The 19,056-nt window shown below is 73.5% G+C and carries 17 protein-coding genes; 7 read left to right on the top strand and 10 right to left on the bottom strand.

From position 1 onward, the window contains the following. Positions 1-27 precede the first annotated feature (27 nt). The 4 genes from ACN269_RS31010 to pgsA form a co-directional block, all read right to left on the bottom strand. Positions 28-531, bottom strand: a complete 504-nt coding sequence (locus tag ACN269_RS31010; RefSeq protein ID WP_421475807.1) for a hypothetical protein — start codon at positions 529-531, stop codon at positions 28-30. A gap of 83 nt (positions 532-614) precedes the next feature. Then, entirely contained in the window at positions 615-1,775 is a 1,161-nt protein-coding gene (locus tag ACN269_RS31005; protein WP_421475805.1) for a glycosyltransferase family 4 protein, read from the bottom strand. Positions 1,776-1,788: 13 nt separating this feature from the next. Then, positions 1,789-2,718, bottom strand: a complete 930-nt coding sequence (locus ACN269_RS31000; RefSeq protein ID WP_421475803.1) for a phosphatidylinositol mannoside acyltransferase — start codon at positions 2,716-2,718, stop codon at positions 1,789-1,791. A gap of 22 nt (positions 2,719-2,740) precedes the next feature. Beyond that, positions 2,741-3,370, bottom strand: coding sequence for a phosphatidylinositol phosphate synthase (gene pgsA, locus ACN269_RS30995; RefSeq protein WP_421475801.1), 630 nt, complete (start codon positions 3,368-3,370; stop codon positions 2,741-2,743). A gap of 251 nt (positions 3,371-3,621) precedes the next feature. On the opposite strand from pgsA, the gene ACN269_RS30990 reads away from it, so the two are divergent. Further along, a complete protein-coding gene (locus ACN269_RS30990; protein WP_421475799.1) occupies positions 3,622-5,778 on the top strand; it encodes an elongation factor G-like protein EF-G2 in 2,157 nt (718 codons plus the stop codon). Positions 5,779-6,164: 386 nt separating this feature from the next. Here the strand turns inward: ACN269_RS30990 and ACN269_RS30985 are convergent, their stop codons facing one another. Continuing rightward, positions 6,165-7,223, bottom strand: coding sequence for an aldo/keto reductase (locus tag ACN269_RS30985; RefSeq protein ID WP_421475797.1), 1,059 nt, complete (start codon positions 7,221-7,223; stop codon positions 6,165-6,167). A gap of 97 nt (positions 7,224-7,320) precedes the next feature. Between ACN269_RS30985 and ACN269_RS30980 the strand changes: the two genes are divergently transcribed. Then, positions 7,321-7,803, top strand: coding sequence for a hypothetical protein (locus tag ACN269_RS30980; protein ID WP_421475795.1), 483 nt, complete (start codon positions 7,321-7,323; stop codon positions 7,801-7,803). A 34-nt stretch (positions 7,804-7,837) separates the two neighbouring features. On the opposite strand, the gene ACN269_RS30975 is transcribed toward ACN269_RS30980, so the two are convergent. Continuing rightward, complete coding sequence (locus ACN269_RS30975; protein ID WP_421476665.1) at positions 7,838-8,350, bottom strand: HIT family protein; 513 nt, start codon at positions 8,348-8,350, stop codon at positions 7,838-7,840. A gap of 176 nt (positions 8,351-8,526) precedes the next feature. On the opposite strand from ACN269_RS30975, the gene ACN269_RS30970 reads away from it, so the two are divergent. Beyond that, positions 8,527-9,255 carry a D-Ala-D-Ala carboxypeptidase family metallohydrolase gene (locus tag ACN269_RS30970; protein WP_421475793.1) on the top strand — a complete coding sequence of 243 codons (729 nt, stop codon included), beginning with the start codon at positions 8,527-8,529 and terminating at the stop codon, positions 9,253-9,255. Positions 9,256-9,324: 69 nt separating this feature from the next. On the opposite strand, the gene thrS is transcribed toward ACN269_RS30970, so the two are convergent. Then, a complete protein-coding gene (gene thrS / locus ACN269_RS30965) occupies positions 9,325-11,334 on the bottom strand; it encodes a threonine--tRNA ligase (RefSeq protein WP_421475792.1) in 2,010 nt (669 codons plus the stop codon). A 197-nt stretch (positions 11,335-11,531) separates the two neighbouring features. Between thrS and ACN269_RS30960 the strand changes: the two genes are divergently transcribed. After that, positions 11,532-12,458, top strand: a complete 927-nt coding sequence (locus tag ACN269_RS30960; RefSeq protein ID WP_421475790.1) for a DUF1775 domain-containing protein — start codon at positions 11,532-11,534, stop codon at positions 12,456-12,458. Between the two features lie 195 nt (positions 12,459-12,653). On the opposite strand, the gene ACN269_RS30955 is transcribed toward ACN269_RS30960, so the two are convergent. Beyond that, the gene (locus ACN269_RS30955) at positions 12,654-13,607 is read right to left on the bottom strand and encodes an ADP-ribosylglycohydrolase family protein (RefSeq protein ID WP_421475788.1); all 954 of its coding nucleotides are present in this window, start codon (positions 13,605-13,607) and stop codon (positions 12,654-12,656) included. Between the two features lie 73 nt (positions 13,608-13,680). Here ACN269_RS30955 and ACN269_RS30950 point away from each other — a divergent pair, with 73 nt between their 5' ends. Continuing rightward, entirely contained in the window at positions 13,681-14,370 is a 690-nt protein-coding gene (locus tag ACN269_RS30950) for a response regulator transcription factor (protein WP_074318485.1), read from the top strand. 29 nt (positions 14,371-14,399) lie between these two features. Next, a complete protein-coding gene (locus ACN269_RS30945; RefSeq protein ID WP_421475786.1) occupies positions 14,400-15,803 on the top strand; it encodes an ATP-binding protein in 1,404 nt (467 codons plus the stop codon). Positions 15,804-16,126: 323 nt separating this feature from the next. Here ACN269_RS30945 and ACN269_RS30940 read toward each other — a convergent pair whose 3' ends face one another. Both ACN269_RS30940 and ACN269_RS30935 read right to left on the bottom strand, forming a co-directional pair. Then, positions 16,127-17,149 (bottom strand): adenosine deaminase, encoded by a 1,023-nt coding sequence (locus ACN269_RS30940; RefSeq protein WP_421475784.1) that lies wholly within the window; start codon positions 17,147-17,149, stop codon positions 16,127-16,129. Next, a complete protein-coding gene (locus ACN269_RS30935) occupies positions 17,146-17,940 on the bottom strand; it encodes a trans-aconitate 2-methyltransferase (protein WP_421475782.1) in 795 nt (264 codons plus the stop codon). The genes ACN269_RS30940 and ACN269_RS30935 overlap by 4 nt, the downstream gene beginning before the upstream one ends. A gap of 82 nt (positions 17,941-18,022) precedes the next feature. On the opposite strand from ACN269_RS30935, the gene ACN269_RS30930 reads away from it, so the two are divergent. Continuing rightward, positions 18,023-19,006, top strand: coding sequence for an aldo/keto reductase (locus ACN269_RS30930; RefSeq protein WP_421475780.1), 984 nt, complete (start codon positions 18,023-18,025; stop codon positions 19,004-19,006). The last annotated feature ends 50 nt before the right edge of the window (positions 19,007-19,056 follow it).

Here is a 19,056-nt window from a genome sequence, read left to right as displayed (position 1 = left end):
GGTCCGCCGGCACCGTGTCCGGCCTGGTCAGCCGGCCGGCACGTCCGCCGGCACGACGAGCGTCGGATCGTCGATGTCGAAGTACCGCGGCCACTCGCGGCCCCGCCCCATCCGCAACAGGCGCACCAGCGGACGGCTACGCGCCGCCCGGGCGTCGCGGACCAGGTCGGTGTGCACCTGCCGGGACAACGCGAGCCGGCGGCTCGCCGCGATGACCGCCGTGCAATCCGCGTCGGCCGGATCCAACCGCACCCCTCGCAGTTGCCGGGTCAGGTCGTTCTCCGCCGCCTCCCGCTCGTCCGGCGCGGCGTCGAGCGCGATCCGGGCCGCCGCGTACAGCTCGACGCCGAACCGCCGCTCCGCCAGCACCGCGGCGGCCGCCGCCCGGCGCAACAGGTGGGCGTCGAGGGCCCGCGCCGCCAGCTCCGCGCGGGCCTGCAGCCGCTCGACCCGGCCGGCCGTCCAGATGAGGTACGCCGCAAGCACCCCCACGAGCACGCTCGCGGCCACCACCCACCACATGTGCGGCATCGTAGTGCTGCTCCGTTTCTCCTTCATCGCGCACGTCACCGCCCGTCACCGGCGTCACCAGGCGCACCACGGGTCACTCCGGTTCAGCTCAGCCCCACCCACTCCTGGTCGATGACCCGTCCGTCGGTCGCCTCGATCGCCGCTGCGTATACCTCCAGAACACGGCGGGCAACCGTGGGCCAGTCGAAATTCGCCACCACCTGATCACCGCAGGCCGTCAACGCGGCCCGTGCTCCCGGATCGTCGAGCAGCTCGGAGAGGGCGTCGCGCAGCCCCGCCGCGTCGCCGGTCGGGAACAACCGTCCCGCCCGCCCGCCGTCGAGCACCCGACGGAACGCGTCCAGGTCACTCGCCACCACCGTGGTGCCGGCGGCCAACGCCTCGGTGAGGATCATGCCGAACGACTCGCCGCCGGTGTTCGGCGCCACATAGAGGTGCACGCTGCGCAGCATCCGCGCCTTGTCCGCCTCGGAGACCAGACCGAGGAACGTCACCCGCTCCCGTAGGTCGGCGGGGAACTGGTCGTACAGGTCGTCGGGGTCACCCGGGCCGGCGACCAGCAGCCGCAGTCCCGGGCGGGTCGCCGCCAGCGCCACGAAGGCGTCCCGCAGCACCGGGAAGCCCTTGCGCGCCTCCGTGAACCGGCCCAGGAAGCCCAGCGTGCCGCCGGTGCCCGGCCCGCACTCCCCCGGCCACTCCGGCAACGGCACGGCGTCGGCGAACTTCGCCACCGCCACCCCGTTGGGGATCTCCACCGCGCCGCCGTCCATGTGCTCGACCTGCACCTTGCGGGCCAGCGCGCTCACCGCGATCCGGGCGGTGATCCGCTCCAACACGATCTGCAGCACGCCCTGCGCGGCGGCGAGGACCCGCGAGCGGGTCATCGCCGTGTGGAAGGTGGCCACCACCGGTCCGCGCGCCGACAGCACCGCCAGCAGCGACAGGCTCAACGTCAGCGGCTCGTGCACGTGCAGCACGTCGAAGTCACCGTTGGTGAGCCACCGCCGGACCCGGGCCGTGGAGACCGGGCCGAACGCGATCCGGGCCACCGACCCGTTGTACGGCAGCGGCACCGCCCGACCGGCGGACACCACGTACGCCGGCAGGTCGGCGTCCTCGTCGGCCGGAGCGAGCACGCTGACCTCGTGGCCGAGGCCGATCAGCGTCTCGGCGAGGTCCACGACGTGGTTCTGCACGCCGCCGGGCACGTCGAAGGAGTACGGGCAGACGATACCGATCCGCATGCGTCCACCCCCTTCAGGACCGACCCGAGGTCGGCACCGACAGCTCCGTGCCGCCCGCGCCGCGCTGGTCCAGCCACATCCGCTGCAACATGTGCCAGTCTTGCGGATGCCGGGCGATGCCCGTCGCCAGACGGTCGGCGATCAGCTGGGTCAGCGACCGGACCCGCTGGTCCAACGGCCCCGCCTCCGGGCCGGGCACCGGGAGCGGGCCGGAGAGCGAGGCGCACGCGGCGTCCTGCTCGTACCACATCGAGGCCACGTAGAGCGGCGCCCCGGTGTGGAGCGCGAGCAGCGCGGGCCCGGCGGGCATGCGCGTCTTCGCGCCGAAGAAGTCCACCTCGACGCCGCGGGCCGACAGGTCCCGGTCGGCCAGCAGCGGCACCACCGCGCCCGAGCGCAGTCGGTCCAGCAGCACGTCGAACGGCGGCCGCGGGCCGCCGTGGGTGGGCAGGATCTCCATGCCCAGCTTCCCCCGGAACGCCAGGAACCGCTTGTACACGCCCTCCGGCTTGAGCCGTTCCATGACCGTGCTGATCGGCCAGCCGGTGGCCGCCACCCAGGCGCCCGCCGCGTCCCAGTTGCCGGCGTGTGGCAGCGCCACCACCGCGCCCCGGCCGGCGGCGACGTCGGCGGCCAGCAGCTCCGCGCCGTCGAGCCGGAACCCGGACAGGATCTGCGCCCGGCTCAACGACGGCAGGCGGAACGCCTCCATCCAGTACCGGGCGTACGAGCGCAGGCCACGCCGCACGAGATCGTCCAGCTCGGCCTCGGGCACCTCCGGGCCGACCACCCGGCGCAGGTTGGCGCGCAGTCGAGCCGTACCCCCGCCGCCCTTGCGGTACGCGCGGTCGGCGCCCTTCGCGAACGCCGCCGCCGCCAGCGACCGGGGCAGCGCGCGGACCAGCCGCCAGCCGGCGAGGTAGCCCAGCTCGGTGAGGTTCACGCGGCCCGGCCGCCGGTCGCGCTCACGCCCGGCCGTCCGGCTGGAGCTGCTGGGCCTGGCGGTAGACGTGCGCCATGCGCTGCCCCACCGTGAAGATCGAGATGGCGGCCAGCAGCCAGAGCGCGATCTCCAGCGCCGGCTTCACGCCCACGCCGGTGAGGATGCCGCCGACGCCGACGATCAGCAGTCGCTCGGTACGCTCGGCGATGCCCACGTTGCAGGTCATGCCCAGCCCTTCGGCGCGCGCCTTCACGTACGAGACGAGCCCGCCGGCGGCCAGGCAGAGCAGCGCGGCGGCGACGCCCGAGTGGTCACCCCGGGTGGCCAGCCAGTACGCCACCGCGCCGAAGACGGCGCTGTCGGCGACCCGGTCCATGCTCGAGTCCAGGAACGCGCCGAACCGGGTGGAGCCGCCGCTCATCCGGGCCATCGTCCCGTCGAGCAGGTCGGTGAGCGCGAACACGGTCACGATCAGCGCGCCCGCGACCAGATGGCCGCGGGCACCGAAGCCGAGCGCGCCGACGAGCACACCGACGGTGCCCGCGACGGTAACGACATTGGGGGTGACGCCCGCGCGCAGCAGGGCACGGGCAATCGGCTCGACGACGCGGGTCATCCCCGCGCGGGCCGACACTTGGAAGATCTTCGCCATGGCGGTCCCCACGATAACGGTCCGCGCAGCTCCGGCCATAACGCCGGTCCCGACGACCCGCCCGGGGCAGGCTTGTGCGTGTCCGGCAACGGGTGTGAGATCGAGCCGGGAGGTGAGCCAGCTCACCCGTCCGCCCGTTGATTTCCCACATCGCAGCAGACCACCGGAGGATATCGCCGCGCACTCGCCCCGGGCCGCTTTCACCTCGCGCGGCGGTCGCCACCCACCACCGGCTGAGGGAGGTGCGCCCCATGGCGCAGAAACATCAGGACAAGGGGTCCGCCGGCGGCACGCCGGTGGTGACCGAACCCGCGCGGGTCCGCAACGTGGCGCTCGTCGGGCACTCCGGCGCGGGCAAGACCACGCTCGTCGAGGCCCTGCTCGCCGCCACCGGCACGATCGGCCGGGCCGGCAGTGTCGTCGACGGTACGACCGTGGGCGACCACGACCCCGCGGCCGTACGCCAGCAGCGCTCGGTGAGCCTGTCGTGCGCGCCCCTGCTGCACGACGGCATCAAGGTCAACCTGTTGGACACGCCCGGGTACGCCGACTTCGTCGGGGAGCTGCGGGCCGGTCTGCGGGCCGCCGACGCCGCGCTGTTCGTGGTCTCCGCCGCCGGCGGCATGGACGCGGCCACCGTGGCCCTGTGGGAGGAGTGCGCGGCGGTCGACATGCCGCGCGCCGTCGCGGTGACCCGCCTGGACGCGCCGCGCGCCGACTTCGACGAGACGGTCGCGCTCTGCCAGCGGGTCTTCGGCGACAACGTGATGCCTCTCTACCTGCCGATGCTCGGCGACGACGGCGTCTCCACCGAGGGTCTGCTCGGGCTGATCACCCGCCGGGTCTTCGACTACACCGCCGGACTGCCCGCCGACGTCCGCGACCCGGACCCGGAGCACCAGCCCGCCATCGACGAGTCCCGCAACGAGCTGATCGAGGGGATCATCGCCGAGAGCGAGGACGAGACCCTCATGGACCGCTACCTCGACGGCGAGGAGATCAGCACCGAGGTGCTCGTCGACGACCTGGAGAAGGCCGTCGCGCGGGGGCACTTCTATCCGGCGGTGCCGGTCTGCGCCGAGACCGGCGTCGGCCTGGACGCGCTGCTGGAGGTGCTGACCGCGGCGTTCCCGTCGCCGCTGGAGCACGAACTGCCGGCGGTCACCGGGGTGGACGGCTCGCCCCGCCCGCCACTGACCTGCGACCCGGACGGCCCGCTCGTCGCCGAGGTGGTCAAGACCACCGTCGACCGGCACGTCGGCCGGGTCTCGCTGGTCCGGGTCTTCTCCGGCACGCTGCGTCCCGACGACACGGTGCACATCTGCGGGCACGGCATGGCCGAGCGCGGGCACCCCGACCACGACGCCGACGAGCGGGTCGGGCACCTCTACACCCCGCTCGGCGCCACCCTGCGCGAGGTGCCGCACTGCGTCGCCGGTGACATCTGCGCGATCACCAAGTCGCCAAGCGCGGAGACCGGTGACACCGTGTCGGCCAAGGACGACCCGCTGCTGATCGCGCCGTGGGAGATGCCGGAGCCGCTGCTGCCGGTGGCGATCGTCGCCCGCAGCCGCGCCGACGAGGACGCCCTCGCCCGCAACCTCGCCCGGCTGGTCGCCGGCGACCCCACCCTGCGGCTGGAGCGCAACCCGGAGACCCACCAACTGGTGCTCTGGTGCATGGGCGAGGCGCACGCGGACGTCCTGCTGGACCGGCTGCGCGCCGGCGGCGTCGAACTGGACACCGAACCGGTGCGGGTGTCGCTGCGCGAGACGCTGACCGCCCCCGCGCGGGGACACGGCCGGCACGTCAAGCAGTCCGGCGGCCACGGCCAGTACGCGGTCTGCGACATCGAGGTCGAGCCACTGCCCCGGGGCGCCGGCTTCGAGTTCGTGGACCGGGTCGTCGGCGGCGCCGTCCCGCACAACTACATCCCGTCGGTGGAGAAGGGCGTCCGCGCCCAGATGGAACGCGGACTGGTCGCCGGCCACCCGGTGGTCGACCTGCGGGTCACCCTGGTCGACGGCAAGGCGCACAGCGTCGACTCCTCCGACGCCGCCTTCCAGACCGCCGGAGCGCTGGCGCTGCGCGACGCGGCCGAGCGCGGCCAGCCGGCCCTCCTGGAGCCCATCGACGAGGTGACCATCCGGGTGCCGGACGGCTCGGTGGGCGCCGTGCTGGGTGACCTGTCCGGCCGGCGCGGCCGGGTGCTCGGCACCGAACCGGACCCGGACGCCGACGGCCGGACCCTGGTCCGCGCCGAAGTGCCGGCCCTGGAACTGCTGCGCTACGCCGTCGAGCTGCGCTCGATGACCGCCGGCACCGGCACCTTCCGCCGCCACTTCGTCCGCCACGACCCGATGCCCACCCACCTGGCCGACCAGACCCGCAAGGAACACACCCCGTAGGACCCCTCCTCCGAACCGCGTTCGGGCTGGCCCGGTCGCCCGCGCGCCGTCTCTGACAGCCGCCGGCCGCGGAGAGCCGTCGCGAGCGGGCGAAGGGCGCCCTAGGTGTTCGCGTCCTGTCGAGCTGCCCCATATTCGGGGCACGCAGCGGACGAGGACGGCCGAAGAGGAAGGGTCCGCGCGCACATGGCGTGTGGGCCCCGGCGGGCCGAGAAGCTGTTCGCTTGTCCCACATCTGGGGCAGCTCGACAGGACGACACCAGCACAGGACCCGGCCGGCACAGGACCCGGCCGGCACAGGACCAGGCGAGGCTGGCGCGCGCCGTCACGACACGGCGGGCCGGCGGCACGCCGCAGAGGCTGGACGGGCGTGCGCTCTGGGTGGGTCAGGGGTGGGTTTGGGGGTGGGTGGGGCGGGGCCAGTGGGGGCGGTCGGCGTCGCGCAGGGCCGCGGTGCGCAGGGCGGCCAGCTGGCGTTCCACCTCGACGAACTGGTCGGGCGGCAGCGGGCCGCGGTGCAGGGCCGCCGCGTTCTCCTCGACCTGCGCGACGGTACGGCAACCCGGGATCGGGATGGCCCGCCCGCTGCGGGCCCAGATCCAGCCCAGCGCACCCTGGGCGAGGGTACGACCGTCGGCCGTCAGCGCGGCACGGACGGCGCCGACCCGGCGCAGCCACTCCGGCGCCGGCCGGCCACCCCGGAACCACTCCAGCCAGCCCGGCGTCAACCCGCGTACGTCGTCGCGGGGCAGCGTGGACGCGGCCGTGTACTTGCCGGTGAGCAGTCCCATCCCGAGGGGCCCCTGGTCGACGCTGGCCAGGTCGTACTTGTCGCAGACGGCGAGCACCTCGGGGGCGTCGCGCAGCACCGACAGGGCGTGCTGCACGGCGGCAGCGGCCGGGGCGGCCTGCCCGAGCGCGGCGGCCCGGTCGGCGCGGTCGGTGCTCCACCCGTACGCCCGGATCAGACCCTCGGCCACGAGATCCTCGCAGGCGGCGAACAACGCCTCCGCCCGGTGCACGGGCAGGTCGGCCAGGTGGAGCTGGTAGAGGTCGATCCGGTCGGTGCCCAGCCGGCGCAGCGAGGCGGTGACGGCCCGCCGCAGGTAGGCCGGTGACGCGTCCTCGCCGGTGGCCTGCCGGGTCGCCTCGTCGAACGTGTAACCCCACTTGGTGGCGATCACGGCGTCGTCCCGGTGGCCGGCGAGCGCCCGGCCCAGCACCCGCTCGCCGTGCCCCGCGCCGTACGTGTCGGCGGTGTCGAAGAGGGTCACACCCAGTTCGAGCGCGCGGCGTACGGCCCGCACCGACTCGTCGTCGTCGACGGCGCCCCAGCCCAGCGGCTGACTGCCCTCCGCCCATGGGCCGGCGATCGCCCAGCATCCCATGCCGAGGGCGCTGACCTCGATGCCGCTGCGCCCCAACACCCGTGTCGTGACTGCCATCGGCCGATCGTGCCACCTCCGAAGGGCCGGGGCGTAGCAACCAGGGACGAGGAAACGCGGTACGCCTGCGCCGACGACGTACGGCATGATCGTCGGCATGCGACGGCTGGGCGTGGACATCGGCGGGGTGCTCATCGAGCCGGCCGACGACGACGCCGACACCTCCTTCTTCGGTGCGCACTACCTGCGTACACCGATGGTCGACGGCGCGTTCGACGCGCTCGCGGCGCTCGGGCCGGCGTTCGACGAGGTGCACCTGGTCTCCAAGTGCGGCGAGTCCACCGAGCGGCGGACCCGCCAGTGGCTGGCGCACCACGACTTTCCGGATCGCACCGGGATCCCGGTCGAGCGGGTGCACTTCTGCCGGACCCGTCCGGCCAAGGCGCCGATCGCCCGCCGGCTCGGCCTGACCCACTTCGTGGACGACAAGCTGGAGGTGCTGGGTTACCTCGACTCGGTGCCGCACCGGTTCCTGTTCCGGCCCCGCCCGGCGCAGGTCGCCGCGTACGCCGCGCTGCTGCCGCTCGTACACCGGGTCGAGAGCTGGCCGGAGTTGGTTGCGCTGCTACGCGCCGACTAGCCGGACCGGCGCGGACGTCGCGCGGGCGGCGTGGTCAGGACGGCCAGGCGCGGGCGAGCAGGTCGCGGGTGTCGTGCAGCAGTTGCGGCAGCACCTTGGTGCGGCCGATCACCGGCATGAAGTTCGCGTCGCCGCCCCAGCGTGGCACCACGTGCTGGTGCAGGTGGGCGGCGATGCCGGCGCCGGCGACGCCACCCTGGTTCATGCCCAGGTTGAAGCCGTGCGCGTTGCTCACCTTGCGGATCACCCGCATGGCGGTCTGCGTGTGGGACGCCAACTCGACGGTCTCCGCCTCGTCGAGGTCGGTGTAGTCGGCGACGTGCCGGTACGGGCAGACCAGCAGGTGCCCGGGGTTGTACGGGTAGAGGTTGAGCACGACGAAGACCCGCTCGCCGCGGGCCACCACGAGGGTCTCCTCGGCGGGCAGCCCGGGGGCGAGACAGAACGGGCAGCCGGTCGGCTTCTCGTAGCCCTCGGCGGGGCGGTCCTCACCCGAGATGTAGGTCATCCGGTGCGGCGTCCAGAGCCGCTCCAGGCCGTCCGCCATGCCGCCGCTGTCCGCGTGTCGCTCCGCCCCTGTCACGAGCCGATCCTACGGAGGCAGGCCGGCGGGCCGCGACACCCGTGACCGGAAACTCCCTGCTGCAACTTCTTGACGTAGTCGAGACTCAGCCGTGAAACTTCCATCCATTCATTTCATTTGATCGATGGATGGAGAACTTCATGATCCGTCAGCTCGGCAGGATCCTCGCCGCGCTCACGCTGGCCGCCGTCACCACGGTGACCGGGGTCACCCTCACCTCCAGCGCCGCGCACGCCGACGGCTGCTACACCTGGGGTCGCACCCTGTCCCAGGGGATGTCCGGCGAGGACGTCCGGCAACTCCAGATCCGCGTCGCCGGCTACCCCGGCTACGCCGCCGTGCTCACCATCGACGGCGCCTTCGGCCCGGCCACGCGGTCGGCGGTGATCCGCTTCCAGCAGGCGTACGGGCTGGGCGCGGACGGGATCGCCGGACCGCAGACCTTCAACCGGCTCTACGCGCTCCAGGACGACGACTGCACGCCCGCCAACTTCAGCTATGCCGAGCTGAACAACTGCAACAGCACCTGGTCCGGGGGCGCGGTCTCGGCGAGCACCGCCCGCGCCAACGCGCTCGTCTCCATGTGGAAGCTCCAGGCGCTGCGGCACGCCCTCGGCGACGTACCCATCGCGATCAGCAGCAGTTTCCGCAGCTACGCCTGCAACAGCGCGGTCGGCGGGGCGTCGAACAGCCGGCACCTGTACGGCGACGCGGTCGACCTGGTCGGCTCACCGTCGTTCTGCCGGCTCGCCCAGCAGGCCCGCTACCACGGCTTCGGTCAGATCCTCGGCCCCGGCTACCCGGACCACAACGACCACACCCACGTGGCGGCGGTCGGCGGCTGGTCGGCACCGAACTGCGGCATCTGACATCAGGCGCGGCCTCCCGTGCCGCGCCGCCGGCCCCTCCCGTGCCTGCCGGTCGCCGCACCGGCCGCGCTACTCCGCGGCGGCGGAGGGACCGATGTTGGTGCGGGAGGTGACCACGTCGAGGACGTGGGTGACCGCCTCGGCGACCGGCACGCCGTTGCGCTGGGAGCCGTCGCGGTAGCGGAAGGAGACCGTACCGGCGGCCACGTCGTCGTCACCGGCGATCACCATGAACGGCACCTTCTGCTGCTGCGCCGTACGGATCTTCTTCTGCATCCGGTCGTCGCCCGCGTCCACCTGGGCGCGGATGCCCTCGGCGCGCAGCGCCGCCACGAAACCGTGCAGGTAGTCGGTGTGGTCCTCGCGGATCGGGATGCCGACCACCTGCACCGGCGCCAGCCAGGCCGGGAACGCGCCCGCGTAGTGCTCGGTGAGCACCCCGAAGAACCGCTCGATCGACCCGAACAGCGCCCGGTGGATCATCACGGGGCGCTGGCGGCTGCCGTCGGCGGCCTGGTACTCCAGCCCGAACCGCTCCGGCTGGTTGAAGTCGACCTGGATGGTGGACATCTGCCAGGTCCGGCCGATCGCGTCGCGGGCCTGCACGGAGATCTTCGGCCCGTAGAACGCCGCGCCACCCGGGTCGGGCACAAGCTCCAGGCCGGAGGTCGCGGCGGCGGTCCGCAGCGCCTCGGTGGCCTCCTCCCAGTCCTCGGCCGCGCCGATGAACTTGGGCGAGTCGTCGCGGGTCGACAGCTCCAGGTAGAAGTCGTCGAGGCCGTAGTCGCGCAGCAGGTCGAGCACGAAGCTCAGCAGCGTGGACAGCTCACCGGCCATCTGCTCGCGGGTGCAGTAGATGTGCGAGTCGTCCTGGGTCAGGCCCCGGACCCGGGTCAGGCCGTGCACGACGCCGGACTTCTCGTACCGGTAGACCGTGCCGAACTCGAACATCCGCAGCGGCAGCTCCCGGTACGACCGCCCGCGCGACCTGAAGATCAGGTTGTGCATCGGGCAGTTCATCGCCTTGAGGTAGTAGTCCACGCCCTCCAACTGCATGGGCGGGAACATGGTGTCCGCGTAGTACGGCAGGTGACCGGAGGTCTGGAACAGCTGCGCCTTGGTGATGTGCGGGGTGTTGACGAACTCGTACCCCGCCTCCTCGTGCCGTCGCCGCGAGTAGTGCTCCATCTCCCGACGGATGATGCCGCCCTTGGGGTGGAAGACCGCCAGGCCCGAGCCGATCTCGTCGGGGAAGCTGAACAGGTCGAGGTCCGCGCCGAGCTTGCGGTGGTCGCGCCGGGCGGCCTCCTCCAACAGCTTCAGGTACGCCTTCAGCTCGTCCCGGGTCGGCCACGCGGTGCCGTACACCCGCTGGAGCTGGGGGTTCTTCTCCGACCCCCGCCAGTACGCGGCGGCGGAGCGCATCAGCTTGAACGCGCCGATCAGGCGGGTGGTCGGCAGGTGCGGGCCCCGGCACAGGTCCGACCAGCAGACCTTGTCCTCCTTGGCGTCGAGGTTGTCGTAGATGGTCAGCTCGCCGCCGCCCACCTCCATCACCTCGTCGGTGTCCAGGCCCTCGCCCTTGACCTCGATCAGCTCCAGCTTGAACGGCTCGTCGGCCAGCTCGGCGCGCGCCTCGTCCAGGCTGCCGAAGCGGCGGCGACGGAACCGCTGCCCGGACTTGATGATCTCCTGCATGCGCTTCTCGAGCTTGCTCAGGTCGTCGGGCTGGAACGGCTTGTCGACGTCGAAGTCGTAGTAGAAGCCGTTCTCGATCGGCGGCCCGATGCCCAGCTTGGCCTCGGGGAAGACGTCCTGCACGGCCTGGGCGAGCACGTGCGCGGTGGAGTGCCGCAGCACGTTCAGCCCGTCCGGCGAGTCCAGGCTGACCGGCTCGACGACGGTCTCCTCGGCCGGTGACCAGTCCAGGTCACGCAGCTGGCCCTGCGGGTCGCGGACCACGACGATCGCCTTGGGGCCGTTCGCGGGCAGTCCGGCCGCGGCCACCGCGTCGGCCGCCGTCGTCCCGGCGGCGACGACGACGGGGTCGGCCACGGCGGGGGTACGGGGTGCGGACACGGTGACTCCTCCAAGCGGTACGAAACGGTGCCGGTCCTCGGCTCCTGCCGATGCTATCGGTCGCGACGTCGGCACCTTCCGGACGGCTCGCGTTGAACCCCGCACGGTCGCCGTTGAACCTTTCGCGCCCCGCATCCGAACTAGGTGGTGTGGCCGGAAACCGGTGCCGGTCGCGCCGAGACGGATGGGGGCACGAGATGGCGAGCACGCACGGCGGTGGGCGCCCGCGGCGGATCGTGGCGGTGACCGCGCTGACCGCGGCCGGGCTGCTGCTCTGGCCCACTGCGGCGGCGCAGGCCGCGGACGTGACGACCACCCCGACCCAAGCGCGGCAGGGCGACGCCGTACGGCTGGAGTTCAGCGTGCCCGAGGAGCGGGCCGGCACGGCGACCAAGCAGGTCGAGATCCGGTTGCCGGCCGACGCGCCGGTGGCCGAGGTCTACCCGATGTCGGTCGACGGCTGGGCACCGAAGATCGACTCCAAGACCCTGGACAAGCCGCTCGCGGGCATCCACTCCTCCGGGGTGAGCACCGTGACCACGGCGGTGACGTGGGTCCGCGTCGGCGCGGGTGCGACCGGCCCGGCCAAGCTGGCCCTGTCCATGGGCCCGTTGCCGCAGGCCGAGCGGCTCACCTTCGAGGTCGTCCAGACGTACGCCGACGGCACGGTCGTCCGGTGGGCGGACGCCGGTGGTGACCACCGCGCGCCGGTGCTGACGCTGCTGCCGGCGGACCCGGCGGCAGCCGGACCGGCGGCGCACGGTGGCCATGGCGCTCCGGCGGCGGGCGCGGCGAACGGTCCCGCCGCGGGCGCGCAGGGCGCCGACGGCGCTTCCGGCGGCGGTGGCACGGCGGCCGGCTCCGGCGAGGAGTCCGGCAACGCGGACGCGATGCTCGCCGCCGGCCTGCTGGCCGGCCTGGGGGGCGGCGCGGCGATCGGCTGGCTGGTCAGCCGGTTGCGGCGACGTGACCCGGCCGAGGACGCGGCCCTGGCCGAGGTGACCGGTGCCACGGAGACCGACACGGCGCCGCCGACGTCGCGGCCGGACGGCCCGGACGAGCCCACGGAACCGGCGCCCGCGGCGGAGCTCGCCTCGGCAGCCACTCCCGCCCGTACCGGCTGAGACAGCTCCGGTCGGCGGGCCTCGACTCATCGCCGGGCCCTGGCCGTCGCCCTACAGGCGTCCTTTGCTCTGCTTCAACCCAGGCAACACTCATGCCCCCACACTGTTGCGTGGGTTGAAGCAGAGCAAAGGTGTTGTGGCACCCCTGGCAGGCTCTGCGCGCGGCCGGCGCGGCCGGGCCGGGCAAGCGAGTCGTCAGGGCAGCCAGGCGGGTAGCGGCTCGCGGGCGGCCAGCCACGCGTCGGGGACGCCACCCGGGGTGCCGACCCCGGTGTACGCCGCCACCACCGCACCCGCGATGGCGGCCGTGGTGTCCACGTCACCACCGGCGCGTACGCACGCCCGGATCGCCGCCGGGTAGTCGTCGAGGTGGTTGGCGGCCACCCAGAGCGTGAACGCGACGGTGTCCTGCGCGGTCACCCGGGCGCCGTTGCCCAGCGCGGCCACCACGCGGGGCAGCGGACGGCCGAGCAGGCCGATGCCCCGGTGCAGGCCACGGTGCACCTCGGTGCCCGCGTCGAGGGCGGCGGCGACCCCGGCGAGGAGCCGGGCTGGGGCCGGTCGGTGGCCGTCGAGGCGGGCCCGGGCGGCGAGCGCGGCGGCCACCGCCACGGCGACCGCGCCGGCGATCCCCTCGGGGTGTGCGTGGGTCACCTCGGCCGAGGCACGGGCCTGCGCCGCCGCCCGAGCCGTGGAGTCGGCGAAGTACGCGCCCAGCGGCCCCACCCGCATGGCTGCCCCGTTGCCGCAGGAGCCCTGCCCGTCGAAGGCGGACGCGGCGGCCACCGGCCACGGGGTGCCGGTGCGGATCAGCCGCAGGATCAGCATCGCGCCCGCGCCGTAGCCGCGTCGCGCGTCGCAGCGCTCGGCGAACGCCAGCGCCAGCCGGTCCCGGTCGATGGTGCCCGAGGCGGCCAGTTCGGCGACGACCGAGCAGGCCATCTCGGTGTCGTCGGTCCAGGCCCACGGCGCCGGTGGCAGGATGGCCGCGCCCGACGGGCCGGCCCACGGGTCGAGCGCGTCGTCACCGGGAACGACGGCCGTGGCCGGCGGGGCGTACCGCTCGCCGAGCGCGTCGCCGGTGGAGAGGCCGGCGAGACTGTCCCGGGCGAGCGCCAGCCGAGCGTCGGCGAACAGGGTGAAGGACATCGTCGTACCAGCTTGCCCGCTTCCCAGGTACGTCGCAACGCGATCAACTTGCCAGGCCAAGTACCGTCTTGTCGTGGCCTCCGTGCTCCTGGTCGAAGACGATCACGTCGTACGCGGCGCGATGCTGCGGTCCCTCGCTGACCGGGGGCACGCCGTGCACGCCGTGGGCACCGCCCTGGACGCGCTACGACGGGTCGCCGCCGAGACACCCGACCTGGTGGTGTTGGACCTGGGCCTGCCCGATCTGGACGGCTCGGACGCGCTGCGGATGCTGCGTGGCATCACCGACATCCCGATCATCATCGCCACCGCGCGCGACGACGAGCAGTCGGTGGTCAAGCTGCTGCGCGCCGGGGCCGACGACTACATGGTCAAGCCGTTCACGGGCGCGCACCTGGACGCCCGCATCACCACGGTCCTGCGGCGCGCCGGGCGGGCCAGCCGGACGGTGCAGCCGGCGGTGCACACCGTCGGCGGGCTGCGGGTGGACGTCGGTGAGCGCAGCGCCCATCTCGACGGGGAGCCGCTGGCGCTGACCCGTAAGGAATTCGACCTGCTGGCGTATCTCGCCGCACGACCCGGGCGGGTAGTGTCCCGCCGGGAACTCTTGGAGGAGGTATGGCGGCAGCCATCGGTCGGCGAGGATCAGACCATCGACGTACACCTGTACTGGCTTCGCCGAAAGATGGGCGAGTCCGCGGCGAAGCCGCGCTACCTGCGCACCGTGCGGGGGGTCGGGTTCCGGCTGGTGGCACCGGACTGAGGACGGCGCTGGCCCTGCTCACGGCCGGCATGTGCAGCCTCGTCGCGCTCGCGTTCCTGATCCCGCTCGGGTTGAGTCTGCGGGGGCAGACCCGGGAGGAGGCGATCGCCGACGCGGCCCGACGCAGCGCACTGGTGACCGGCGCGTTGGCGGTGAGCACGGACAAGGCGGTCGTCGAACGGGCCGTCGTGGCCAGCGGCGACGACGGCGCGGCGAGACCGGTGGTGTACGGGTTGGGGCTCGACGAGTCCGCGGGCCGCGCCGGTGGCGCCGACCTGGACCGGGCCCGCGCCGACCGGCGCTCGCTGGTCACCGACGTCGACGGCGGGGTGGTCCGGCTCGACCCGGTGGTCCTCGGCGACCGCACGGCCGTGGTCGAGGTGTTCGTGCCGGACTCGACGCTGGGTGAGGGCGCCGGTGGCACCTGGTTGCTGCTGTTCGCGGTGGGCGCGGCGATGGTCGGCGCGGCGGTGCTGGTGGTCGACCGGGTGGCGGCGCGGGCGGTGGACGCCACCCAGGGGCTGGTCAAGGCCACGCTGGCCGTCGGCGACGGCGACCTGAGCGTACGCGTGGATCCGACCGGCCCCCGCGAGCTGGCGGAGGCCGGGTACGCCTTCAACCGGATGGCCGAACGGTTGGACGCGGCCCGCACCGACGAGCGCGAGTTGGTCGCCGACCTGTCGCACCGGCTGCGGACGCCGTTGACCGTGCTCCGGCTCGACGCGGAGGCGCTGGAGTCCGACGACACCAGCGTGGGCTCGTTCAGTCCGGCGGAGCTGGACCGGCTGCGGGGCATCCGCCGCATCCGACAGGCGATCGTCACCCTCGAGGGTGAGATCGACGTGCTGATCAAGACCACCCGCAAGGCGGTGGCGCACGAGGCCGGCCCGGCCAGCTGCGACGTCAGCGAGGTGGTCCGGGACCGGATGGTGTTCTGGGCGGCGCTGGCCGGTGACCAGAACCGGCCGCACCGGGTCACCGGTGCCCAGCTGCGTATCCCCGCGCCCGTACCGCGGGCAGAGCTGGCCGCCGCGTTGGACGCGGTGATCGGCAACGTCTTCCGATACACGCCGCAGGGCACCGCGTTCGAGGTGGCCGTGTCCCGCCGCGACGGGTACGTGGCGATCCGGATCGACGACGCCGGCCCGGGGATCGCGAACCCGGATCGGGCGCTGCGGCGGGGCGCCAGCGACCAGGGCTCGACCGGGCTCGGCCTGGACATCGCCAAGCGGGTGGCGTTGCAGGCGAACGGCTCGGTCAGCATCGACCGGGCCCGGCTGGGCGGCGCCAGCGTGGTGATGCTGCTCGCCGACCCGGACGCCACGCCCCGGCAGGTCAACCGGTTCGGCCTCGTGGGTCGGATGGCCCGCGACGCCCGGGATCAGAAGAGCAGCGGTCGCCGCTGGCCCCGTCAGCGCCCCACCGACGACTGAGCGCCGTCCAGCGTCGGGCGACGACCGCCCGATCGACGACCGAGCACTGTCGACCGACGGCCGAGGTCCTTCGGCCGATCGGTTGACGGGCGCGCTCCGATCGGCGGGGTGGGCCGGGGCTGTGTGGCGGCGCAAGTCTTCCTTAGATCACGGTTAACGAGCGCGGTCAGACGCTTGCGGACTGACAGGATCAGTGCACGAACCCACAAGTTCCACCGGCCAGCGCACCGCGCACCCACCGGCCGGTGGAGCCGTGCGCGCGGCGGGAGTTTCAGGTCCCCCCACACCCACGCTCCCGCCGCGCGCCCCGCTCACTCCGTAGCTCAGCCGGCGTCGGCCGCGTACGCGTCGATCTCCTCGATGATCCGCTGCTGGCCGGCCGGGTCGAGGAAGGACGCGATCACCGCGTTGCGGGCCAGCTCCGCCAGCTCCCCCGGGCCGGCACCGAGCAGTCGGGCCGCCACCGCGTACTCGTCGTTGAGGGTGGTGCCGAACATCGGCGGGTCGTCGGAGTTGATGGTGACCAGCAGCCCGGCCTCGACCAGCCGGGGCAGCGGGTGCTCGTCGAGGCTGGCCACCGCCCGGGTCCGGACGTTCGAGGTCGGGCAGATCTCCATCCCGATCTGCCGCTCGGCGAGGTAGGTCAGCAGCTCCGGGTCCTGGGCGGCGGAGATGCCGTGCCCGATCCGCTCCGCGCCCAGCTCGTGCAGGGCGTCCCAGATGGTCTGCGGGCCGGTGGTCTCGCCGGCGTGCGGCACCGAACGCAGCCCGGCGGCGCGGGCCTGGTCGAAGTAGGGCCGGAACTGCGGCCGGGGCACGCCGATCTCCGGGCCGCCCAGACCGAAGCTGATCAGCGAGTCCGGCCGCTCGTCGAGGGCGATCCGCAGCGTCTCCTCGGCGGCCGGCAGGCCGGCCTCGCCGGGGATGTCGAAGCACCAGCGCAGGTCGAGGCCGAAGTCGGCGGCGGCACGCTTGCGGGCGTCCTCGATCGCCTCGCAGAACGCCGGCGCGGGGATGCCCCGCCGGACGTGCGAGTACGGGGTGATGGTCAGCTCGGCGTACCGGACCTGCTGACGGGCCAGCTCCCGGGCCACCTCGTGGGTGAGGAGCCAGACGTCGTCCGGGTCCCGGATGAGGTCGACGACGCTCAGGTAGACCTCGACGAAGTGCGCGAAGTCGCGGAACTCGAAGTAGCCGGCGAGCGCGTCCGGGTCGGCCGGAACGGGCGTGTTGCCCTCGTGGCGGGCGGCCAGCTCGGCGACGATCCGGGGCGAGGCGGAGCCGACGTGGTGCACGTGCAGCTCCACCTTGGGCAGACCGGCGATGAAGGTGGTCAGATCGGTCACGGATTCTCCTGTGCGGGGGCGCCGGTACGGGCGACGACGAAGACGCGGCGAAACGGGAAGGACACCTGGCCGTGCCGGACCGGGTAGGCGGCGTTGAGGCGTACCCCCAGCTCGGCCCGGAAGGCCGACCAGCCGGCGGCGTCCAGCGCGGCTCGCACGGGTCGCAGCGCGGTGCCCTCCATCCAGGCCAGTACCGGGTGGTCGGCGGCGGGATCGGCCGGCAGCAGGTGCACGTAAGTAGTCTCCCAGGCGTCCACCGCGCAGCGGGCGGCGGTCAGCAGGTCGGCGTAGTCGGCCGGGTCGTCGACGGGATCGGCCCGCTGGAGCGGGGCCAGCTCGGCCCGCCAGGCCGGGCGGTCGGCGACCTCGCGCAGCGCCCGGTGCGACGGGGCGGCGAAATTGCCGGGAACCTGCATGGCGAGCCAGGCGCCGGCAGGCAGCTCGACGGCCCAGCGGCGCAGCAGCTCCTGGTGACCGGGCACCCATTGCAGCGCGGCGCTGGTCAGCACCACGTCCTCGTCGCCGGTGGGACGCCAGTCCCGCAGGTCGGCGACGGCGAACTCGACCCTGGTCGGCAGGGCCCGCGCGCGTTCGATCATCTCGGGCGCGGAGTCGAGGCCGACGACCCGGGCGTCCGGCCAGCGTTCGGCCAGGAGGGCGGTGAGGTGGCCGGGACCGCAGCCGAGGTCGACCACGGTCCGGGGCCGGACGGCGGGGATCCGGTTGAGCAGGTCGTGGAAGGGGCGGGAGCGCTCGTCGGAGTAGCGCAGGTACGTCGTCGGATCCCACATCGCCGCCTCCAAACCGTACGTCCGTCTTGTTGACGGTACGACTCGCGTGGCAGCCCGGCAACCCGATCACTAGGCTCAGGGCATGGAACAGCGCAGCTTCAACCGGCTCGGCCGGACCGTCGGAGTGGTCGGCCTGGGCGCCTGGCAGCTCGGTGCCGACTGGGGAACGGTCAGCGAGGCCGACGCCATGGCCGTGCTCAGCGCCGCCGTGGACGCCGGAGTCACCTTCCTGGACACCGCCGACGTGTACGGCGACGGCCGCAGCGAGCAGCTGATCGGCCGTTTCCTGCGCTCCCGACCGGACGCTGGGCTGACCGTCGCCACCAAGATGGGCCGGCGCGTCGAGCAGCGGCCCGAGGCATACACCATGGCCAACTTCCGGCAGTGGACCGACCGGTCCCGGGCCAACCTCGGGACGGACACCCTGGACCTGGTCCAACTGCACTGCCCGCCGACCGCCGTCTTCGCCGACGACGCGGTCTTCGACGCCCTGGACACCCTCGTCGCGGAGAAGGCCATCGCGGGGTACGGCGTCAGCGTCGAGACCTGTGACCAGGCGCTGACCGCCATCGCCCGGCCCGGCGTGGCCAGCGTCCAGATCATCCTCAACGCCGTCCGGCACAAGCCGCTGGAGCAGGTGCTGCCGGCGGCCGCCGAGGCCGGCGTCGGGATCATCGCCCGGGTGCCGCTGGCCAGTGGCCTGCTCTCCGGCCGGTACGACGAGCACACCGAGTTCCCCGCCGACGACCACCGCAACTACAACCGGCACGGTGCGGCGTTCGATGTGGGCGAGACCTTCTCCGGCGTCGACTACACCCAGGGGCTCGCGGCCGTACGCCGGCTCGCGCCGCTTGTCGACGCCGACCGCACCATGGCGCAGTTCGCGCTGCGGTGGGTGCTGGACCAGGCCGGCGTCACCGTCGTCATCCCGGGCGCGCGCGACGCCGAGCAGGCGCGGCGCAACGCCGCCGCGGCGGACCTGCCGCCACTCACGCCCGCTCAACTGAGCGGCGTACGCGAGGTCTACGACGAGCTGATCCGCCCGCAGGTGCACGACCGGTGGTGAGCCGCCGATCCCGGGTGCTCGCGTCGCGCCGTCGGTACGACGATGCTGGA

It is taken from the genome of Micromonospora sp. WMMD736 (genome assembly GCF_049179015.1).
Taxonomy (GTDB): Bacteria; Actinomycetota; Actinomycetes; order Mycobacteriales; family Micromonosporaceae; genus Micromonospora.
Note: the sequence above shows the minus strand (reverse complement) of the source record. Positions and strands in the feature narration are given on the sequence as shown.